13 protein-coding genes are annotated in these 17,858 nt (G+C 64.1%); 7 read left to right on the forward strand and 6 right to left on the reverse strand.

From position 1 onward, the window contains the following. Positions 1-238: 238 nt before the first annotated feature. From glcD to PSOLE_RS15700, 7 genes are all read left to right on the forward strand, one after another. On the forward strand, positions 239-1,738 hold the full coding sequence (gene glcD / locus PSOLE_RS15670) for a glycolate oxidase subunit GlcD (RefSeq protein WP_004423069.1): 1,500 nt from the start codon (positions 239-241) through the stop codon (positions 1,736-1,738). Next, positions 1,738-2,793: a glycolate oxidase subunit GlcE gene (glcE, locus tag PSOLE_RS15675; protein WP_074857081.1), complete on the forward strand. Its 1,056-nt coding sequence runs from the start codon at positions 1,738-1,740 to the stop codon at positions 2,791-2,793. The genes glcD and glcE overlap by 1 nt, the downstream gene beginning before the upstream one ends. Before the next feature lie 3 nt (positions 2,794-2,796). After that, entirely contained in the window at positions 2,797-4,014 is a 1,218-nt protein-coding gene (glcF, locus tag PSOLE_RS15680; protein ID WP_074857084.1) for a glycolate oxidase subunit GlcF, read from the forward strand. Between the two features lie 83 nt (positions 4,015-4,097). Then, positions 4,098-4,496, forward strand: a complete 399-nt coding sequence (locus PSOLE_RS15685; protein WP_074857087.1) for a heme-binding protein — start codon at positions 4,098-4,100, stop codon at positions 4,494-4,496. Positions 4,497-4,867: 371 nt separating this feature from the next. Then, positions 4,868-7,045, forward strand: a complete 2,178-nt coding sequence (locus PSOLE_RS15690; RefSeq protein ID WP_074857090.1) for a malate synthase G — start codon at positions 4,868-4,870, stop codon at positions 7,043-7,045. 302 nt (positions 7,046-7,347) lie between these two features. Then, the gene (locus PSOLE_RS15695; RefSeq protein ID WP_074857093.1) at positions 7,348-9,048 is read left to right on the forward strand and encodes an L-lactate permease; all 1,701 of its coding nucleotides are present in this window, start codon (positions 7,348-7,350) and stop codon (positions 9,046-9,048) included. Positions 9,049-9,187: 139 nt separating this feature from the next. Then, complete coding sequence (locus tag PSOLE_RS15700; protein ID WP_003242223.1) at positions 9,188-9,355, forward strand: rubredoxin; 168 nt, start codon at positions 9,188-9,190, stop codon at positions 9,353-9,355. Positions 9,356-9,591: 236 nt separating this feature from the next. On the opposite strand, the gene PSOLE_RS15705 is transcribed toward PSOLE_RS15700, so the two are convergent. The 6 genes from PSOLE_RS15705 to PSOLE_RS15730 form a co-directional block, all read right to left on the reverse strand. Next, on the reverse strand, positions 9,592-10,488 hold the full coding sequence (locus PSOLE_RS15705) for a peptidoglycan DD-metalloendopeptidase family protein (RefSeq protein WP_017676445.1): 897 nt from the start codon (positions 10,486-10,488) through the stop codon (positions 9,592-9,594). A gap of 290 nt (positions 10,489-10,778) precedes the next feature. Continuing rightward, entirely contained in the window at positions 10,779-11,687 is a 909-nt protein-coding gene (locus PSOLE_RS15710) for a response regulator (protein ID WP_074857096.1), read from the reverse strand. A gap of 135 nt (positions 11,688-11,822) precedes the next feature. Continuing rightward, positions 11,823-12,551: a phosphate signaling complex protein PhoU gene (gene phoU / locus PSOLE_RS15715; RefSeq protein ID WP_074857099.1), complete on the reverse strand. Its 729-nt coding sequence runs from the start codon at positions 12,549-12,551 to the stop codon at positions 11,823-11,825. 162 nt (positions 12,552-12,713) lie between these two features. Beyond that, on the reverse strand, positions 12,714-13,547 hold the full coding sequence (pstB, locus tag PSOLE_RS15720; RefSeq protein ID WP_074857101.1) for a phosphate ABC transporter ATP-binding protein PstB: 834 nt from the start codon (positions 13,545-13,547) through the stop codon (positions 12,714-12,716). Between the two features lie 66 nt (positions 13,548-13,613). Next, entirely contained in the window at positions 13,614-15,284 is a 1,671-nt protein-coding gene (gene pstA / locus PSOLE_RS15725; RefSeq protein ID WP_074857103.1) for a phosphate ABC transporter permease PstA, read from the reverse strand. 281 nt (positions 15,285-15,565) lie between these two features. Beyond that, the gene (locus PSOLE_RS15730; RefSeq protein ID WP_074857107.1) at positions 15,566-17,851 is read right to left on the reverse strand and encodes an ABC transporter permease subunit; all 2,286 of its coding nucleotides are present in this window, start codon (positions 17,849-17,851) and stop codon (positions 15,566-15,568) included. Positions 17,852-17,858 lie beyond the last annotated feature (7 nt).

Genomic DNA, 17,858 nt, shown 5'->3' on the forward strand with positions numbered 1-17,858 from the left:
TCAGCCCTCCAATAACTGGTCGTACCAGTTTTCGCAGGCACATTCACTTGCGTTCGAAGCCAGTGCCCAGGCCTTAAAGCATAAGTCTTTTGTCTGGATCGCGGTGAAAGACTGACGAAAGAAACTGGTCATACCAGCACAAGCAAAGATGGACGGAAAAATACAGACGGCCTAAAGATGCAGACCAAGGTCTGCAGCATGACCGCCAATAACAACATCGTCCACGATTGAGCCTGCCATGAGCATTCTGTACGACGAGCGCGTCGACGGCGCGCTACCCAAGGTCGACAAGGCCGCCTTGCTGGCCGAGCTGCGCCAGCGCCTGCCCGACCTTGACATCCTGCATACCCAGGAAGACCTCAAGCCTTACGAGTGCGATGGCCTCTCCGCCTATCGCACCACACCCATGCTGGTGGTACTGCCAGAGCGCATCGAGCAGGTGCAGCAGTTGCTCAAGCTCTGCCATGCCCGTGGCGTACCGGTGGTGGCGCGCGGCGCCGGTACCGGTCTGTCCGGCGGCGCACTGCCGCTGGAGCAGGGCATCCTGCTGGTGATGGCGCGCTTCAACCAGATTCTCGAGATCAACCGCGAAGGCCGCTTCGCCCGCGTGCAGCCCGGCGTGCGCAACCTGGCGATCTCCCAGGCCGCCGCGCCCTTCGACCTGTATTACGCCCCCGACCCGTCCTCGCAGATCGCCTGCTCCATCGGCGGCAACGTCGCCGAAAATGCCGGTGGCGTGCACTGCCTGAAGTACGGCCTGACCGTGCATAACCTGCTCAAGGTCGACATCCTCACCGTCGAAGGCGAGTTCATGACCCTCGGCAGCGATGCCCTGGATGCACCGGGTTTCGACCTGCTGGCGCTGTTCACCGGCTCCGAGGGCATGCTTGGCATCGTCACCGAGGTGACGGTCAAGCTGCTGCCCAAGCCGCAGGTGGCCAAGGTGCTGCTGGCGGCCTTCGACTCGGTGGAAAAGGCCGGCCGCGCCGTGGGTGACATCATCGCGGCCGGTATCATCCCCGGCGGCCTGGAGATGATGGACAACCTGGCGATCCGTGCCGCCGAAGACTTCATCCACGCCGGCTACCCGGTGGAGGCCGAAGCCATTCTGCTCTGCGAGCTGGACGGCGTGGAGGCCGATGTGGCCGACGACTGCGAGCGCGTGCGTGAGGTGCTGGAAAAGGCCGGCGCCACCGAAGTGCGCCTGGCCCGCGACGAGGCCGAGCGGGTGAAATTCTGGGCCGGGCGCAAGAACGCCTTCCCCGCGGTCGGGCGCATCTCGCCGGACTACTACTGCATGGACGGCACCATCCCGCGTCGCGAGCTACCCGGCGTACTGCGCGGCATCGCCGAGCTGTCCGAAGAGTACGGCCTGCGCGTGGCCAACGTGTTCCACGCCGGCGACGGCAACATGCACCCGCTGATCCTCTTCGATGCCAACGTACCCGGCGAGCTGGAACGCGCCGAGGCCATCGGCGGCAAGATCCTCGAACTTTGCGTCAAGGTCGGTGGCAGCATCACCGGCGAGCACGGCGTTGGCCGCGAGAAGATCAACCAGATGTGCGCGCAGTTCAACAGCGACGAGATTACCCTGTTCCACGCGGTGAAGGCAGCGTTCGACCCAAGCGGCCTGCTCAACCCGGGCAAGAACATCCCCACCCTGCACCGCTGCGCCGAGTTCGGCGCCATGCATGTGCATCACGGCCAACTGCCCTTCCCGGAACTGGAGCGCTTCTGATGTCGCATGATTTCGATGCCAGCGCCGCGTTGCTGGAACAAGTCAACTACGCGCTGAACAGTGCCACCCCGCTGCGCATCCAGGGCAGCGGCAGCAAGGCCCATCTGGGTCGTGTCACCACGGGCGAAGTGCTGGATACCCGCCTGCATCGCGGCATCGTCAGCTATGACCCCACCGAGCTGGTACTCACCGCCCGCGCCGGGACGCCGCTCAGCGAGATCGAGGCAGCGCTGGAAGCCAACAACCAGATGCTGCCGTGCGAGCCGCCGCACCTGGGCGATGGCGCCACATTGGGCGGCATGGTCGCCACCGGGCTGTCCGGCCCGCGCCGGCCCTGGGCCGGTTCGGTGCGCGACCAGGTGCTCGGCACTCGCGTGATCACCGGCCAGGGCAAGCTGCTGCGCTTCGGCGGCGAGGTGATGAAGAACGTCGCCGGCTACGACCTGTCGCGCCTGATGGCCGGCAGCTTCGGCTGCCTCGGCCTGCTCGCCGAGGTGTCGATCAAGGTGCTGCCCAAACCGCGCCAGGTACTCAGCCTGCGCCTGCAAATGGACGCCCTGCATGCCCTGAACAAGCTCGCCGAATGGGGTCAGCAGCCGCTGCCGATCAGCGCCGCCAGCCACGACGGCGCGGCGCTGCACCTGCGCCTGGAGGGTGGCGAAGGCTCGGTTCAGGCCGCGCGCCAACGCCTTGGTGGCGAAGAGATCGACAACGGCTACTGGCATGAACTGCGCGAACAGCGCCTACCGTTCTTCGCTGGCGAGGGCACCCTGTGGCGCCTGTCGCTGCCGGCCAACAGTGGTCTGCTCGACCTGCCCGGTCGCCAGATGATCGACTGGGGCGGCGCGCAACGCTGGCTGATAACCGACGCCGATGGCGAGCTGATCCAGCGCGTGACGGCCAAGCTCGGCGGCCACGCCACCTGCTTCGCTGCCGGCCAGGCGCAACCTTTCCAGCCGCTGGCCGCACCGCTGCTGCGCTACCAGCGCCAGCTGAAGAACCAGCTCGACCCCCAGGGTATTTTCAACCCTGGCCGCATGTACGCCGAGGTATAAGACGTGCAGACCAATTTGAGTGAACAGGCCAAACGCCTGCCGCGCGCCGAGGAAGCCGAACGCATCTTGCGCTCCTGCGTGCACTGTGGCTTCTGTAATGCCACCTGCCCGACCTATCAGTTGCTCGGCGACGAGCTCGACGGCCCGCGCGGGCGTATCTACCTGATCAAGCAGATGCTCGAAGGCAACGAAGTCACGGCCAAGACCCAGGAGCACCTGGATCGCTGTCTGACCTGTCGCAACTGCGAGACCACCTGCCCGTCCGGCGTGCAGTACCACAACCTGCTGGATATCGGCCGCGAAGTGGTCGAGCAGGCGGTGCCGCGGCCACTGAACGAACGCCTGCTGCGTCAGGGCCTGCGCGCCGTGGTGCCACGACCGGCGCTGTTCAAGACGCTGACCCAGACTGGCCTGGCCCTGCGCCCGCTGCTGCCGGCCGCGCTCAAGGCCAAGCTGCCACGCGAAATACGCCCGGCCAAACCACGCCCGACGCAGCAACACACGCGCCGCGTGTTGATGCTCGAAGGTTGCGTGCAGCCGGGGCTGTCGCCCAACACCAACGCCGCCACCGCGCGCGTGCTCGATCGCCTAGGCATCAGTGTCACGCCAATCCGCGAGGCCGGCTGCTGCGGCGCCGTCGACTATCACCTCAACGCTCAGGAGGCCGGCCTGCAACGCGCCCGGCAGAACATCGACGCCTGGTGGCCGGCCATCGAGGCCGGCACCGAAGCCATCGTGCAGACCGCCAGCGGCTGCGGCGCCTTCGTCAAGGACTACGGCCATCTGCTCGCCAGCGACCCAGCCTATGCGAGCAAGGCGGCGCGGGTCAGTGCCCTGGCCAAGGATTTGGTCGAGGTGCTGCAAAGCGAGCCACTGGAGCAGTTGCAGGTACGTGCCGAGCAGCGCCTGGCCTTCCATTGCCCCTGCACCCTGCAGCATGCACAGAAGCTCGGCGGCGCTGTTGAAGGCGTGCTGACGCGCCTCGGTTTCGGCCTCACTGCCGTGCCGGACAGCCATCTGTGCTGCGGCTCGGCCGGCACCTATTCGCTGACCCAGCCGGTGTTGTCACGCCAGCTGCGCGACAACAAGCTCAATGCCCTGGAAAGCGGCAAACCGGACGCCATCGTCACCGCCAATATCGGTTGCCAGACCCATCTGGACGGCGCCGGACGTACGCCGGTAAGGCACTGGATCGAAATAGTCGAAGAGGCCATGCACTGATCGCCGTAGCCCAATTCGGGACAACGAACGCCGCAAATCCCGGATTGCATCCGGGCTATGAAACCACGTATATGAGGTATGCCATGCAACATAAAGCCGTACTCAGCCAGAACGAAGTCGCCCAGATCCTTCAGGCAGCCCGCAGCGAAGCGCAGCAACAGGGCTGGGCTGTAGCCATCGCCGTGGTCGACGACGGCGGTCACCCGCTGGCCCTGGAACGCCTCGACGGCTGCGCGCCGATCGGCGCCTACATCGCCACCGAGAAAGCGCGCAGCGCCGCCATCGGCCGCCGCGAAACCAAGGGCTATGAGGATATGGTCAACGGCGGTCGCACCGCCTTCGTCAGCGCGCCACTGATCACCTCGCTGGAGGGCGGTGTACCCGTGCTGGTGGACGGCCAGGTGGTGGGTGCCGTCGGCGTCTCCGGGGTCAAGGCCGAGCAGGATGCGCAAGTAGCCAAAGCCGGGATCGCGGCCCTTTAAACATGCGGCGCAGCCGCCAACTGATGCCCTTCTCCCTCTGGGAGAAGGTGTCACGAAGTGACGGATGAGGGCCGTGCAGTGCGCAGCCGCCAACTGATGCCCTTCTCCCTCTGGGAGAAGGTGTCACGAAGTGACGGATGAGGGGCATTGGCGACGCAGCCGCCAACTGATGCCCTGCTCTCTCAGGGAGAAGGTGGCACGAAGTGACAGATGAGGGCAGTGCGGCGCAAAGCCTGTAGGAGCCGCGCCTCGCGGCGAATTGTGAGCTGTAACCGCAGTAAGGCCGCAATCTTTCGCCCCGGGGCGCGGCTCCAACAACACATTGATTGACCCGCTCCACCATGGGCGGATGCAGACAGGAGAACAGAAAAATGACCGAACGCGTGCAATGTCAGCGCCTGCAGGTAGCCGCCGAGCTCAAGCAGTTCATCGAAAACGACGTGCTGCCCGGCAGCGGGATCGAGGCGGCAGCCTTCTGGAGCGGTTTCGACGCGCTGGTGCACGACCTGGCCCCGCGCAACCGCGCCCTGCTGGCCGAGCGTGACCGTCTGCAGACCGAGCTGGATAACTGGCATCGCGCCAACCCCGGCCCGATCACCGACATGGCCGCCTACCGCGCCTTCCTCGGCTCCATCGGTTACCTGCTGCCGCAGCCGGAGCAGGTTAAGGCCAGCACCGCCAACGTCGACAGCGAAATCGCCACCCAGGCTGGCCCACAGCTGGTAGTGCCGGTGATGAACGCACGCTACGCACTGAACGCTGCCAACGCCCGCTGGGGCTCGTTGTACGACGCCCTGTATGGCACCGACGCGATCAGCGAAGAGGGTGGTGCGAGCAAGGGCCCGGGCTACAACGAAGTACGCGGCGCCAAGGTGATCGCCTTCGCCCGCGCCTTCCTCGACCAGGCGGCGCCGCTGGCCAAGGGCTCGCACGCCGACGCCAGTGCCTATGCCGTGGTCGCCGGCCAGTTGCAGGTGACCCTGAGCAGCGGCGCGCAGACCTCCCTGGCGCAACCGGAGAAGTTCGTCGGCTACCAAGGTGAGGCCGCCACGCCGAGCGCGGTGCTGCTGAAAAACAACGGTTTGCACTTCGAGATTCAGATCGACGCCAGCAGCCCCATTGGCAGCACCGACGCCGCCGGCGTGAAAGACGTGCTGATGGAAGCGGCGCTGTCGACCATCATGGACTGCGAGGACTCCGTGGCAGCCGTCGACGCCGCCGACAAGGTGGTGGTCTACCGCAACTGGCTGGGCCTGATGAAGGGCGATCTGGTCGAGGAACTGGAAAAAGGCGGCAAGCGCATCACCCGCCGCCTCAACCCGGATCGCACCTACACCGCCGCCAATGGCAGCGAACTGACCCTGCATGGCCGCTCGCTGCTGTTCGTGCGCAACGTCGGCCACCTGATGAGCAACCCGGCGATCCTCGATGGTGAAGGCCATGAGATTCCCGAGGGCATCCTCGATGCGGTGGTCACCAGCCTAATCGCCCTGCACGACCTGCAGCGTCGCGGCAACTCGCGTACCGGCAGCGTCTATATCGTCAAGCCGAAGATGCACGGCCCGTTCGAAGTGGCCTTCGCCAACGAGCTGTTCGGTCGCGTCGAACAGCTGCTGGGCATGCCGAACAATACCCTGAAGATGGGCATCATGGACGAGGAGCGACGCACCAGCGTCAACCTCAAGGCGTGCATCGAGGCGGCCAGCGCGCGCGTGGCCTTCATCAACACTGGCTTCCTCGACCGCACCGGCGACGAGATACACAGCGCCATGGAAGCCGGCGCGATGCTGCGCAAGGGCGACATGAAATCCAGCGCCTGGATCCAGGCCTACGAACGCAACAACGTGCTGGTCGGCCTGGCCTGCGGCCTGCGTGGCAAGGCGCAGATCGGCAAGGGCATGTGGGCCATGCCGGACCTGATGGCAGCCATGCTCGAGCAGAAGATCGGCCACCCGAAAGCCGGTGCCAACACCGCCTGGGTACCGTCGCCGACCGCGGCCGTGCTGCACGCCCTGCACTACCACCAGGTGGATGTGCAGGCGGTGCAGAGCGAGCTGGAACTGATCGACCTGGCCAGCCAGCGCGACAGCCTGCTGAACGATCTGCTCAGCGTGCCGGTCAGTGCCGACCGCCCATGGAGCGCCAGCGACATCCAGCAGGAGCTGGACAACAACTGCCAGGGCATCCTCGGTTACGTGGTGCGCTGGGTCGAGCAGGGCGTCGGCTGTTCCAAGGTGCCGGATATCCACAACGTCGGCCTGATGGAAGACCGCGCCACCCTGCGCATCTCCGCCCAGCACATCGCCAACTGGCTGCACCACGGCGTGGTCAGCGAGGCTCAGGTGCGCGAGACCCTGCAGCGCATGGCGCAGGTGGTCGACGGGCAGAATGCCGGCGATCCGGCCTACCGCCCGATGGCAGCGAACTTCGAGCAGTCCCATGCCTTCCGCGCCGCCAGCGACCTGGTATTCAAGGGCCGCGAGCAGCCGTCCGGCTATACCGAGCCGCTGCTGCATGCCTGGCGTTTGCGCTTCAAAGAAGAGGTCTGAGCAGCCCACCGATCATGTAGAAGCGGCGCCCCGCCGCGGAGCTGGAGAAAAGCTTCGCCCCGGGGCGGGGCTCCTACACAGGGGGTTAACAACCGTGGATGGCGCTTGACGCCTCCACGGAGCAGTAACAAGCCCTGACGGTTTCTGACCGTCGGGGCTTTCGAGCATGAGCGCGACGATGGGTGATCCCTGCCGTCGCAGCTCGCGGAAAGGTCGGTGCCGTGGCGCCCGGCCCTTCCAGATGCGTGGCGCCGGGTATCCCCGGAAAACTGTGGTTCACAAGAAAAAGAAGGAACCAACCCATGAGTCAAACGCTGCTGTCCATCCTGGCCTTCGTGCCACTGGTGCTGGCGGGTGTACTGCTGATCGGCTTTCGCTGGCCGGCCAAGTACGCGATGCCGCTGGTGTTCGTCCTCACCGCCCTGATCGGCCTGTTGGCCTGGGACATGTCCCTCAACCGGGTCATCGCCTCCAGCCTGCAGGGGCTGATCCTCACCGCCGCGATCCTGTGGATCATCTTCGGCGCCATCCTGCTGCTCAACACCCTCAAGCATTCGGGAGGCATCAGCGCGATCCGCCGCGGCTTCTCCAACATCACTCCGGATCGCCGGATACAGGCGCTGATCGTCGCTTGGCTGTTCGGCTGCTTCATCGAGGGCGCCTCCGGCTTCGGCACCCCGGCCGCGGTGGCCGCGCCGCTGCTGGTGGCGCTGGGCTTCCCGGCCCTGGCCGCGGTGGTGCTGGGCATGCTGGTGCAATCGACGCCGGTGTCCTTCGGCGCGGTGGGCACGCCGATCCTGGTGGGCGTCGGCGCCGGCCTGGACAAGAGCGGCATCAGCGCCCAGCTGGTGGCCAACGGCAGCGACTGGGAGACCTTCTTCCACCTGATCTACTCGCGGGTGGCGATGACCCACGGCCTAATCGGCCTGCTGATGCCGCTGATCATGGTGATGATCATGACGCGCTTCTTCGGCAAGAATCAGAGCTGGAAGGAAGGCCTGGCGGTGGCGCCGTTCGCCATCTTCACCGCCTTCGCCTTCTCCCTGCCGTACATGGCCGCCGGGGTGTTCCTCGGCCCGGAATTCCCCTCGATGATCGGCGCCCTGGTCGGTCTGGCCATCGTCGTGCCGGCGGCCAAGGCCGGTTTCCTGCTGCCCAAGGAGAGCTGGGATTTCGCCGACGCCAAAGACTGGCCAAGCGAGTGGATGGGCAAGATCGAGATGAAAATCGAGGAGGTGGCCGGCAAGGCGCCGATCTCGGTGCCCATGGCCTGGGCGCCCTACCTGCTGCTGGCGGTGTTCCTGGTGATCTCGCGTACCTTCCCCGAGGTGAAAGCGGCGCTGATGAGCTTTACCTTCGGCTGGAAGGACATCCTCGGTGAGACCGGCGTGTCCGGCACCATCGAACCGCTGTACCTGCCGGGTGGCATCCTGTGCATGGTAGTGCTGATCACCTTCTTCCTCCATCGCATGCGCTTCTCCGAACTCAAGGCGGCAGTGGGCGAGTCGAGCAAGACCCTGCTCGGCGCCGGCTTCGTGTTGATCTTCACCATCCCTATGGTGCGTATCCTGATCAACTCGGGGGTCAACGGCAGCGACCTGGTGTCGATGCCGGTGGCGATGGCACAACTGGTGGCCGACAGCGTCGGCGGCGTGTATCCGTTCTTCGCCCCGGCGGTCGGCGCCCTGGGCGCCTTCATCGCCGGTTCCAACACCGTGTCCAACCTGATGCTGTCGCAGTTCCAGCTCAACGCTGCCGAGCTGATCGGCGTGTCCGGGGCGATGATGGTGGCCGTGCAGTCGGTCGGTGCGGCGGCGGGCAATATGATCGCCATCCACAACGTGGTAGCGGCCTCAGCGACCGTTGGGCTGCTCGGACGCGAAGGCATCACCCTGCGCAAGACCATCCTGCCGACGCTCTACTACCTCACTGCAGCCGGCCTGATCGCGCTGGTGGCGATGTACGGCATGGCGCTGACCGACCCGCTGATGGCCGCTCGCTGACTGATGACGGGCCGTGCACTGCGCGGCCCGACTTTGGTTGGTCCCTGGCTGGTGGCGAATGCCACCGGCCGACTTGGCGCGTCAGTACAATTGCGGTAGCTTGCGTCGCGCAACACCGTGAGATTGGCCTGAGGTTTTTATGAAAAAGTGGCAATGCGTGGTCTGTGGACTGATTTACGACGAGAGCCAGGGCTGGCCGGATGACGGCATCGCTCCCGGCACCCGCTGGGAAGACGTGCCGGAAGACTGGCTATGCCCTGACTGCGGCGTCGGCAAGATGGATTTCGAGATGATCGAAATCGGCTGATCACGCCTGGTTTTCACAAAACGGCGACCCTCGGGTTAATGCCAGTCAGTTAAGCCGTTGCACTCGATCTTTGTAGGAGCCGGCTTGCCGGCGATCCGCCATAAAAAGCATCGCCAGCAAGCTGGCTCCTACGAAAAGCGCCCCCTCTACTGCAAGTAGGAGGGGGTGGTGACTAACTTATCTGATCAGCATTAACCCTCGGGTCGCCGTTTTTTGCTTGATATTCTGCCGCCAGACTATTCGCCGCCGACGGCGAAGTTCGGCAGGCTGTTGACCGGCTGACGGAAGTTGAAGGGAATGGACTCGACGGCCAGACCGACGTTGCGCTGCACCACGAAATGCAGGTGCGGGCCGGTGCTGTTGCCGGTGTTGCCGGAGCGCGCCAACAGGCTGCCGGTCTCCACCCGCTGGCCTTCACGCACGCTGACCGAGCCCTTCATCAGGTGCAGGTAAACGCCCATGGTGCCGTCGTCATGCAGGATGCGCACGAAGTTGCCGGCCGGGTTGTTGCCGCGACCGCTCTGCTGGTTCTCGGTCTTGACCACCACACCACCGCGCGCGGCGACGATGGGCGTGCCCTCGGGCATGGCGATGTCCACCGCATAGCGGCCCTTGGGCGTGAAATGACTGTAGGTGCCGTTGGCGCCCTGGGTCTGACGGAACGGACCGCCACGCCAGGGCAGCGGATAACGATGGATGCTCGGCTGCAGGCGCGGATCACCGAGGGCGTAGCGCAACCTGGGTTTGTAGCGCAGCGGCTTGGAGGCGTCCTGCGCGGTGAGGGTAGCCAGGCGGATATTGCTGCGCGGTGGCAGCACCCAGCGAATCGGTTTGTCCGGCGCGCCAATGGCGTTCTGTACCTGTTCCAGCCGCAGTTCGATTTCCACCGGGGCGTACAGGTCATTGCGAATCAGCAGGGTCTCGCCGGCTTCGTGCTTCTTGGTTTCTAGCTTCACCTGGTTGTCCAGGCGCTCGACCATGCGGTCGTTGAACACGAACACCTGCGCGCCGGGCGCAGCCTGATCGCTATAGGTGACCACGCCGTTCTTGTCGACGTACTTGTAGATGGTCAGCGCAGCGGCCTGGCCGCAAAAGACCAGCAGACTGCAGAGAATAATCAGACGCCCTAGCATAACGACTCGGATCTTATGGCTTTTTGATATCCGGGTTAGCAAGACTAGCAGCGCAGCACGGAGTGCGCGAGACACCGACCGTCAGGCTGTGAACCGGCTCACCGCCATTGGTCGGCATAGCGCCCTGGATTGCACCCGGGCTACGGGTTGGCAAGCCCAGCAGCGTGTCAGCGAGGAAGATAACGGCGTACGCCGAGGCAATGCGTAGCAGAAGATGGTGCGGGGACATCGCCGGGCGACCCGCGCCACCCAGAGCCTCCGAGCAGATACAGATGATCGCTGTCGTGACACTACGCGCCGGGGCTGAAATGCTTCTGCGCGGTGCCACGGGCGATCAGCCGCGACAGGTAGTCGAGCTTCTGCGGATCGCGGTCGACGAAGCGAAAGGTCAGTTGCAGCCATTCGCTGTCGGGTTTGGGTTCGAATGCCGCCACCGCGTGCAGGTAGCCATTGAGCCGTGCGGTTTCCGCTGCTTCGCCCTGTTCCAGGTCGAGCACTGCACTCTCCAGCACCTGCGGCAGCTGCTTGGTGCGCTTGACCACCAGCAGTGCCTCCTTGAGGCTCAGCGCCTTGATCACGCAGGCCATGCTGCCCGCCGGTAAACGCAGCTGACCCTGGCCACGACCGGCCGGCGACTTGCTTGCGGCGGCCGGGGCAGGTGCGACACTCGGTGCCGCAGGGACGGCAGCTGCCGGCGTTGCTGCACTGGTCTTTACCACCTCGGCCTTGCCACCGGTGAGTGCAGCCAGCGAGTCGTTGGCGAATCCACCCGTGCTCAGCATCTTCGACGGCGCACTGGACATCAGCGCCTGCAGCTTGCCAGCGCGTTGCAGGGCCTTCTTCACCTTGGTCACCAGTTGCTCATTGGAGAAAGGCTTGCCGATGTAGTCGGAAACACCGGCCTGGATCGCCTGCACCACGTTCTCCTTGTCGCCACGGCTGGTGACCATGATGAAGGGCGTGGTTTTCAGGTTGTCCTGCTCGCGGCACCAGGTCAACAGTTCGAGGCCGGACATCTCCGGCATTTCCCAGTCACAGAGGATCAGGTCGACCACCTGACGGCTCAACATCTGCTGGGCCTTGCGGCCATTGATCGCTTCCTCGATCTGTACGCCGGGGAAATTATCGCGCAGCCCTTTCTTGACCAGATCACGGATAAAGGTTGCGTCATCCACCACCAGCACACTGACTTTGCTCATCGACCACTCCTGCACGAATAGCGGTAAGCATAGTCATGGCCAGTGGCCTAAGGCCAACGGAAAACGCCGGACGTGCAACAAATCGCGCAAGCGAAACGGCCCGGGCAAGCCCGGGCCGTCAGCACGAAGCAGGCGTCAGTCCCTGGACTTGCCCTCGACCTCTTCACGCATACGAGTCAGGCCGATGTGGCGCACATCGGTGCCACGCACCAGGTAGATCACCAGTTCGGCGATGTTGCGCGCATGATCGCCAATGCGTTCCAGCGAGCGCAGCGCCCAGATCACATTGAGCACGCGGGAGATCGAACGCGGATCTTCCATCATGTAGGTGACCAGTTCACGCAGCGCGGTCTTGTACTCGCGGTCGACGGTCTTGTCGTGCTGGGCCACGGCCAGGGCCAGGTCGGCGTCGAAACGGGCGAAAGCGTCGAGAGCCTCCTGCACCATCTTGCGTACCTGATCGCCGATGTGACGAACCTCGACGTAGCCCTTGGGCGACTCACCTTCTTCCGTAAGGAGGATGGCGCGCTTGGCGATCTTGGTCGACTCGTCGCCGATACGCTCGAGGTCGATCACCGACTTGGAGATGCTGATGATCAAGCGCAGGTCGGAGGCCGCCGGCTGGCGGCGGGCGAGGATGCGGATGCACTCCTCATCGATGTTGCGCTCCATCTGGTTGATCTGGTCGTCGATCTCGCGCACCTGCTGGGCCAGGCCGGAGTCGGCCTCGATCAGCGCGGTGACGGCATCGTTGACCTGCTTTTCCACCAGGCCGCCCATGGCCAGCAGGTGGCTGCGCACTTCTTCCAGCTCGGCGTTGAATTGCTGGGAGATGTGCTGGGTAAGGTTGTCTTTGTTGATCATGTTTCGCTCCGCGAAAGCTGCCGGCTTGGATGGCCATGGTGCGAACGGCGCACCCTACACGTTGAGTTTCAGCACTAAGGCCCTTGGAAAATGCTCTCTGGCGCGAAGGGCGCGCGCTGACAGTACGGCGCCCGACAAAGCCAGGGAGTATTTGCCATGGCCTTAGCCGTAACGACCGGTGATGTAGTCTTCTGTCTGCTTCTTGGCCGGGTTGGTGAACAGCGTGTCGGTGTCGCCGAACTCGATCAGCTTGCCCATGTACATGAACGCGGTGTAGTCGGAAACGCGCGCCGCCTGCTGCATGTTGTGGGTGACGATGACGATGGTGTACTTGCTCTTGAGCTCGTAGATCAGCTCTTCGACCTTCAGCGTGGAGATCGGGTCGAGGGCCGAGCAAGGCTCGTCGAGCAGCAGCACTTCCGGCTGCACGGCCACGGTACGGGCGATGACCAGGCGCTGTTGCTGACCGCCGGAGAGGCCGAGGGCCGAGTCGTGCAGACGGTCTTTGACCTCGTCCCACAGCGCGGCGCTCTTCAGTGCCCATTCCACCGCCTCGTCGAGTACGCGCTTGCTGTTGATGCCCTGGATACGCAGGCCATACACCACGTTCTCGTAGATGCTCTTGGGGAAGGGGTTGGGCTTCTGGAACACCATGCCGACGCGGCGACGCAGCTCGGCGACGTCCTCGCCCTTGCGGTAGATATTGCGCCCGTCGATGTTGATCTCGCCTTCCACACGGCAACCGTCGACCAGATCGTTCATGCGGTTGAAGGTGCGCAGCAGGGTCGACTTGCCGCAGCCGGACGGGCCGATGAAGGCGGTCACGCGCTGCTTGGGGATGTCCATCTTGACGTCGAACAGTGCCTGTTTCTGGCCGTAGTACAGGTTCAAACCCGGCACTTCGATGGCCGTGGTCTCGTTGGCCAGGTTGAGGCTCTGCTTGTCGCGGCCGAGGGCGGCCATATCGATACCGTGGGTATGGATTTCGTGTTGCATAAACTCACTCCGTTCGTAGCTACAAGCTGCAAGCTGCGCACCAGCGGTGCGCGACTCGTAGCTGCGTTAGTGATCCAGCGCCTTGTACTTCTCGCGCAGGTGGTTACGGATATAGACCGCGGTCAGGTTGAGCAGGGCGATAACGATCACCAGCAGCAGCGCAGTGGCGTAAACCAGCGGGCGCGCGGCCTCGACGTTGGGGCTCTGGAAGCCGACGTCGTAGATGTGGAAGCCCAGGTGCATGATCTTCTGATCCAGGTGCAGGTAAGGGTAGTTGCCATTGAGCGGCAGACTCGGCGCCAGCTTGACCACACCCACCAGCATCAGCGGCGCTACCTCACCAGCGGCACGCGCCACGGCGAGAATCAGGCCGGTCATCATCGCCGGACTGGCCATCGGGATCACCACCTTCCACAGCGTCTCCGCTTTGGTGGCGCCAAGCGCCAGCGAACCTTCGCGTACTGCACGCGGAATCCGCGCCAGGCCTTCCTCGGTGGCGACGATCACCACCGGCAGGGTCAGGATCGCCAGGGTCAGCGAAGCCCACATCAGGCCCGGGGTGCCGAAGGTCGGCGCCGGTGCGGACTCGGGGAAGAACAGGCTGTCGATCGAGCCGCCCAGCACGTAGACGAAGAAGCCCAGGCCGAACACCCCGTAGACGATAGAAGGAACGCCGGCCAGGTTGTTCACCGCGATGCGGATGATTCGGGTCAACGGACCCTGGTGGGCATATTCACGCAGGTAAACCGCAGCGATCACGCCGAACGGGGTGACGATCACCGCCATCAGCATGACCATCAGCACCGTGCCGAAGATCGCCGGGAAAATGCCACCTTCGGTGTTGGCTTCACGCGGTTCGTCGCTGACGAACTCCCACAGCTTGAGGCCATAGAAGCCGACCTTGTCCAGCGGGCCCATGGCATTGGGACGGAAGGCCCGCACCACCTTGCCAAGAACGATATCGCTCTCGCGGCCGTCACTGACACGCACGGTCATGCTGTCGCGGTTGAACTGCTGATAGAGCTCGACAATCTGCGCTTCCAGCACTTTGTAGTCGGCATCCAGTACGGCACGGCGCTGATCCAGGCCGGCCTGGGCAGCGGCATCCAGCTTGCCCTGCAACTCCAGCTTGCGCCCCTCCAGACGGATGCGCTCCATGCTGTGGTTGATCCGGCCAATGTCCTTTTTCTCCAGGCGCGAGAGCTGGGCATGCAATTGATCGACGCGCTCGATGCGCTTCTGCAGTTCGGCCCAGGCCGCTTCGCCTTCGGCGACTATCTGGCCGTTCTCTTTGACGTTGACCAGGTAGCCATACATGTTGCCCCACTCGCGGCGCTCCACCACCATAAGCTCGGCAGGAGTACGCGGGTTGCTCAGCCATTCACCGATCACCCAGCTGAAGTCGGCGCCGAACAGCTCGCGGTTGCCCACCTTGAGCAGTTGACGGGTCATGAATTCGCCGCCCTCTTCGGCCACCGGCATACCGCTGGCGGCCAGACGCGCACGGGGCACTTCCTCGGTCTGGGTGATCTCACCCGCCATCACCTTGGGCGCTTGCCCAGGGATGCTGTAATCAGCCTCGATGACATTGGCCGGCCAGAAATGGCCCAGACCGCGGGAGGCGATGACCATCAGCAGGCCAAGGGTCATGATGATGGCGATGGCCACCGCGCCACCGCTCATCCACACGCCCGGGGCGCCACTCTTGTACCAGGACTTCAGGTTGTTCTGTTTCACGGCATCACACCTTGAATGAAATCATTCTTTACCTCCCCTTTCCCGCTTGCGGGAGAGGGGCCGGGGGAGAGGGCTCGTGATTTCACACAACCCTCTCCCGCCCTTCGGGCACCCTCTCCCTTAAAGGGCGAGGAGTATCTTGCTCCCCTCTCCCGCTTGCGGGAGAGGGGCTGGGGGAGAGGGCTTAGGCACGCGCCTGCACCACCCTCTCCCGCCCCTTCGGGGCACCCTCTCCCATGAATGGGAGAGGGTCATCAGTTGGCCTGCTGCACAGGCATGTTTTACAGACTCGAATATCGGGTACGCAGACGCTGACGAATCAACTCGGCCAGGGTGTTCATCACGAAGGTGAACATCAGCAGTACCAGCGCGGCGAGGAACAGCACGCGGTAGTGAGTGCCACCGACCTCCGACTCGGGCATTTCCACAGCGACGTTGGCCGCCAGGGTGCGCATGCCTTCGAAGATGTTGATGTCCATGATCGGCGTGTTGCCGGTAGCCATCAGCACGATCATGGTCTCACCCACCGCGCGGCCCATGCCGATCATCAGTGCCGAGAAGATGCCGGGGCTGGCAGTGAGGATCACCACGCGGGTCAGGGTCTGCCAGGGCGTGGCGCCCAGGGCCAGGGAACCGAAGGTGAGACTCTTGGGCACGCTGAACACGGCGTCTTCGGCAATCGAGTAGATGTTCGGGATCACCGCGAAGCCCATGGCCAGGCCTACCACCAGAGCGTTGCGCTGGTCGAAGGGAATGCCCAGGTCATTGGTCAGCCACATCCGCATGTTGCCGTCGAACAGCCAGTTCTCGACATGACCGCTCATGCTGAAGGAAATCCAGCCCACGGCGATCACCACCGGGATCAGCAGCGCTGCCTCCCAGCCTTCCGGCACGCGATGGCGAATGCTCTCGGGCAGCTTGGTCCACAGAAAGCCGGTCAGCAGAATGCCGATGGGTGTCAGCAACAACAGGCTGAAGATGCCGGGTAAGTGGTTCTCCAGGAACGGTGCGAGGAACAGACCGGCAAAGAAGCCGAGAATCACCGTCGGCAGCGCCTCCATCAGCTCGATCACCGGCTTGACCTTGGTACGCATGCGCGGCGCCATGAAGTAGGCGGTGTAGATCGCCGCAGCCACGGCCAGCGGAGCGGCCAGCAGCATGGCGTAGAAGGCCGCCTTGAGGGTGCCGAAGGCCAGCGGCGAGAGGCTCAGCTTGGATTCGAAATCGGTGTTGGCCGAAGTCGACTGCCAGACGTAGTCCGGCTCCGGATAGCTTTCGTACCAGACCTTGCCCCACAGCGCGCTCCAGGACACTTCCGGGTGCGGGTTGTCGACCACGAAGCGTTGCAGCTTGCCGTCCGACTCCACCAGCACGCGACTGGCGCGCGGCGACAGGGCGGCGATGGCACTGCCCTCGGCTACTGGCTGCTTGAGCAGGGTGCGATGCGCGGTGCTATGGAAGATGCCCAACTGGCCGTCGGCGTCCAGCGCCATGAAGCCCTTGCGACGCTCCTCGGGAATAATCTGGGTGACGGCGCTGTTACCCAGCTGGAAGCTGCGTACCGGCTGGAAAGTGGACTTGCCATCACCGTCGCGCACCATGAACCACTGCTGGATGCCACCCTTGGCGTCGCCCAGCATGATGGAGATGCCGCCCAGCAGGCTGGTAGCGCTGGTCACACGGTTGGACGCATCCTTGAGCAGTTCGTAGCGACCATTGAGGCTACGTTTGCGCAGGTCGAAGACATCGGCGCTGGAATCGCCGTTGAACACGTACAGCCACATCTGCCGCGGGTCGAGAATCAGTTGGCTGATCGGTTCGCCGATCTGCGGCAGGTTGATGCGCTCTTCGCTGACGTTCACTTCACCGGTGAACAGGTTTTCTTCACGGCCGAGGCTGATCAGGTGCAGTTCGTTGCCGGTGGAACCGGCCAGCATCAGCGTGCCGCCGTTGAGGTTGACGGCAACATGCTCGAGCGGACGACCCTGCGGGTCGATCTCGATTGGCGCCTCGCCGTAGGGATAGTCGATCTGCGGCGCGATGGCACGCACGTTGTTCGGGTAGGTGATCTTGTAATTGTGCTGGATCACCAGCGCCTTGCCGTTGGACAGACCGAGTACCACACGGCGGCTACCGGGCTGATCCTGGCCGACGGAAGCGACGCTGACGCCAGCCGGCAGCGGCAGTTGCGTGCGCTGCAGTGCTTCGCCGCTCTTGAGTTCGAAAAACTGTATGACTCCGGCATTGTCCAGGCGCATGGCGACCTGGTTCTGCTCTTCGACCGCCAGCAGCAGCGGCGTGTGCGCCTCGGCCAGCCAGGCCGGTTGTTGCACCTTGCGCGCCTGCAGCTCGGCCCCTTGGAACATGGGCAGCACAACGTGGGCAAGGTAGAAGAAGATCAGGGTGATGGCACCGAGCACCGCCAACCCGCCAATGGAGACGTACCAACGCGCCATACGGTCCTTGAGGGCACGCAGGCGGCGCTTGCGTTGCAGGGCGGGGGTGTTGAAATCGATCCCCAGGGGATTCTGTGAGCGATTCACGGATTCGTTTGCCAAGTCATTCATGCGAGAA

Source organism: Pseudomonas oleovorans subsp. oleovorans, from assembly GCF_002197815.1.
In the GTDB taxonomy this organism is placed as follows: domain Bacteria; phylum Pseudomonadota; class Gammaproteobacteria; order Pseudomonadales; family Pseudomonadaceae; genus Aquipseudomonas; species Aquipseudomonas oleovorans.

Bases quoted from the DNA above. Each gene is read 5' to 3' on its own strand.
- PSOLE_RS15710 (WP_074857096.1), bottom strand. From the start codon at position 11,687: ATGAGCAAAGTCAGTGTGCTGGTGGTGGATGACGCAACCTTTATCCGT.
- PSOLE_RS15705 (WP_017676445.1), bottom strand. From the start codon at position 10,488: ATGCTAGGGCGTCTGATTATTCTCTGCAGTCTGCTGGTCTTTTGCGGC.
- phoU (WP_074857099.1), bottom strand. From the start codon at position 12,551: ATGATCAACAAAGACAACCTTACCCAGCACATCTCCCAGCAATTCAAC.
- PSOLE_RS15690 (WP_074857090.1), top strand. From the start codon at position 4,868: ATGACCGAACGCGTGCAATGTCAGCGCCTGCAGGTAGCCGCCGAGCTC.
- PSOLE_RS15730 (WP_074857107.1), bottom strand. From the start codon at position 17,851: ATGAATGACTTGGCAAACGAATCCGTGAATCGCTCACAGAATCCCCTG.
- PSOLE_RS15685 (WP_074857087.1), top strand. From the start codon at position 4,098: ATGCAACATAAAGCCGTACTCAGCCAGAACGAAGTCGCCCAGATCCTT.
- PSOLE_RS15695 (WP_074857093.1), top strand. From the start codon at position 7,348: ATGAGTCAAACGCTGCTGTCCATCCTGGCCTTCGTGCCACTGGTGCTG.
- pstB (WP_074857101.1), bottom strand. From the start codon at position 13,547: ATGCAACACGAAATCCATACCCACGGTATCGATATGGCCGCCCTCGGC.
- glcE (WP_074857081.1), top strand. From the start codon at position 1,738: ATGTCGCATGATTTCGATGCCAGCGCCGCGTTGCTGGAACAAGTCAAC.
- glcD (WP_004423069.1), top strand. From the start codon at position 239: ATGAGCATTCTGTACGACGAGCGCGTCGACGGCGCGCTACCCAAGGTC.
- PSOLE_RS15700 (WP_003242223.1), top strand. From the start codon at position 9,188: ATGAAAAAGTGGCAATGCGTGGTCTGTGGACTGATTTACGACGAGAGC.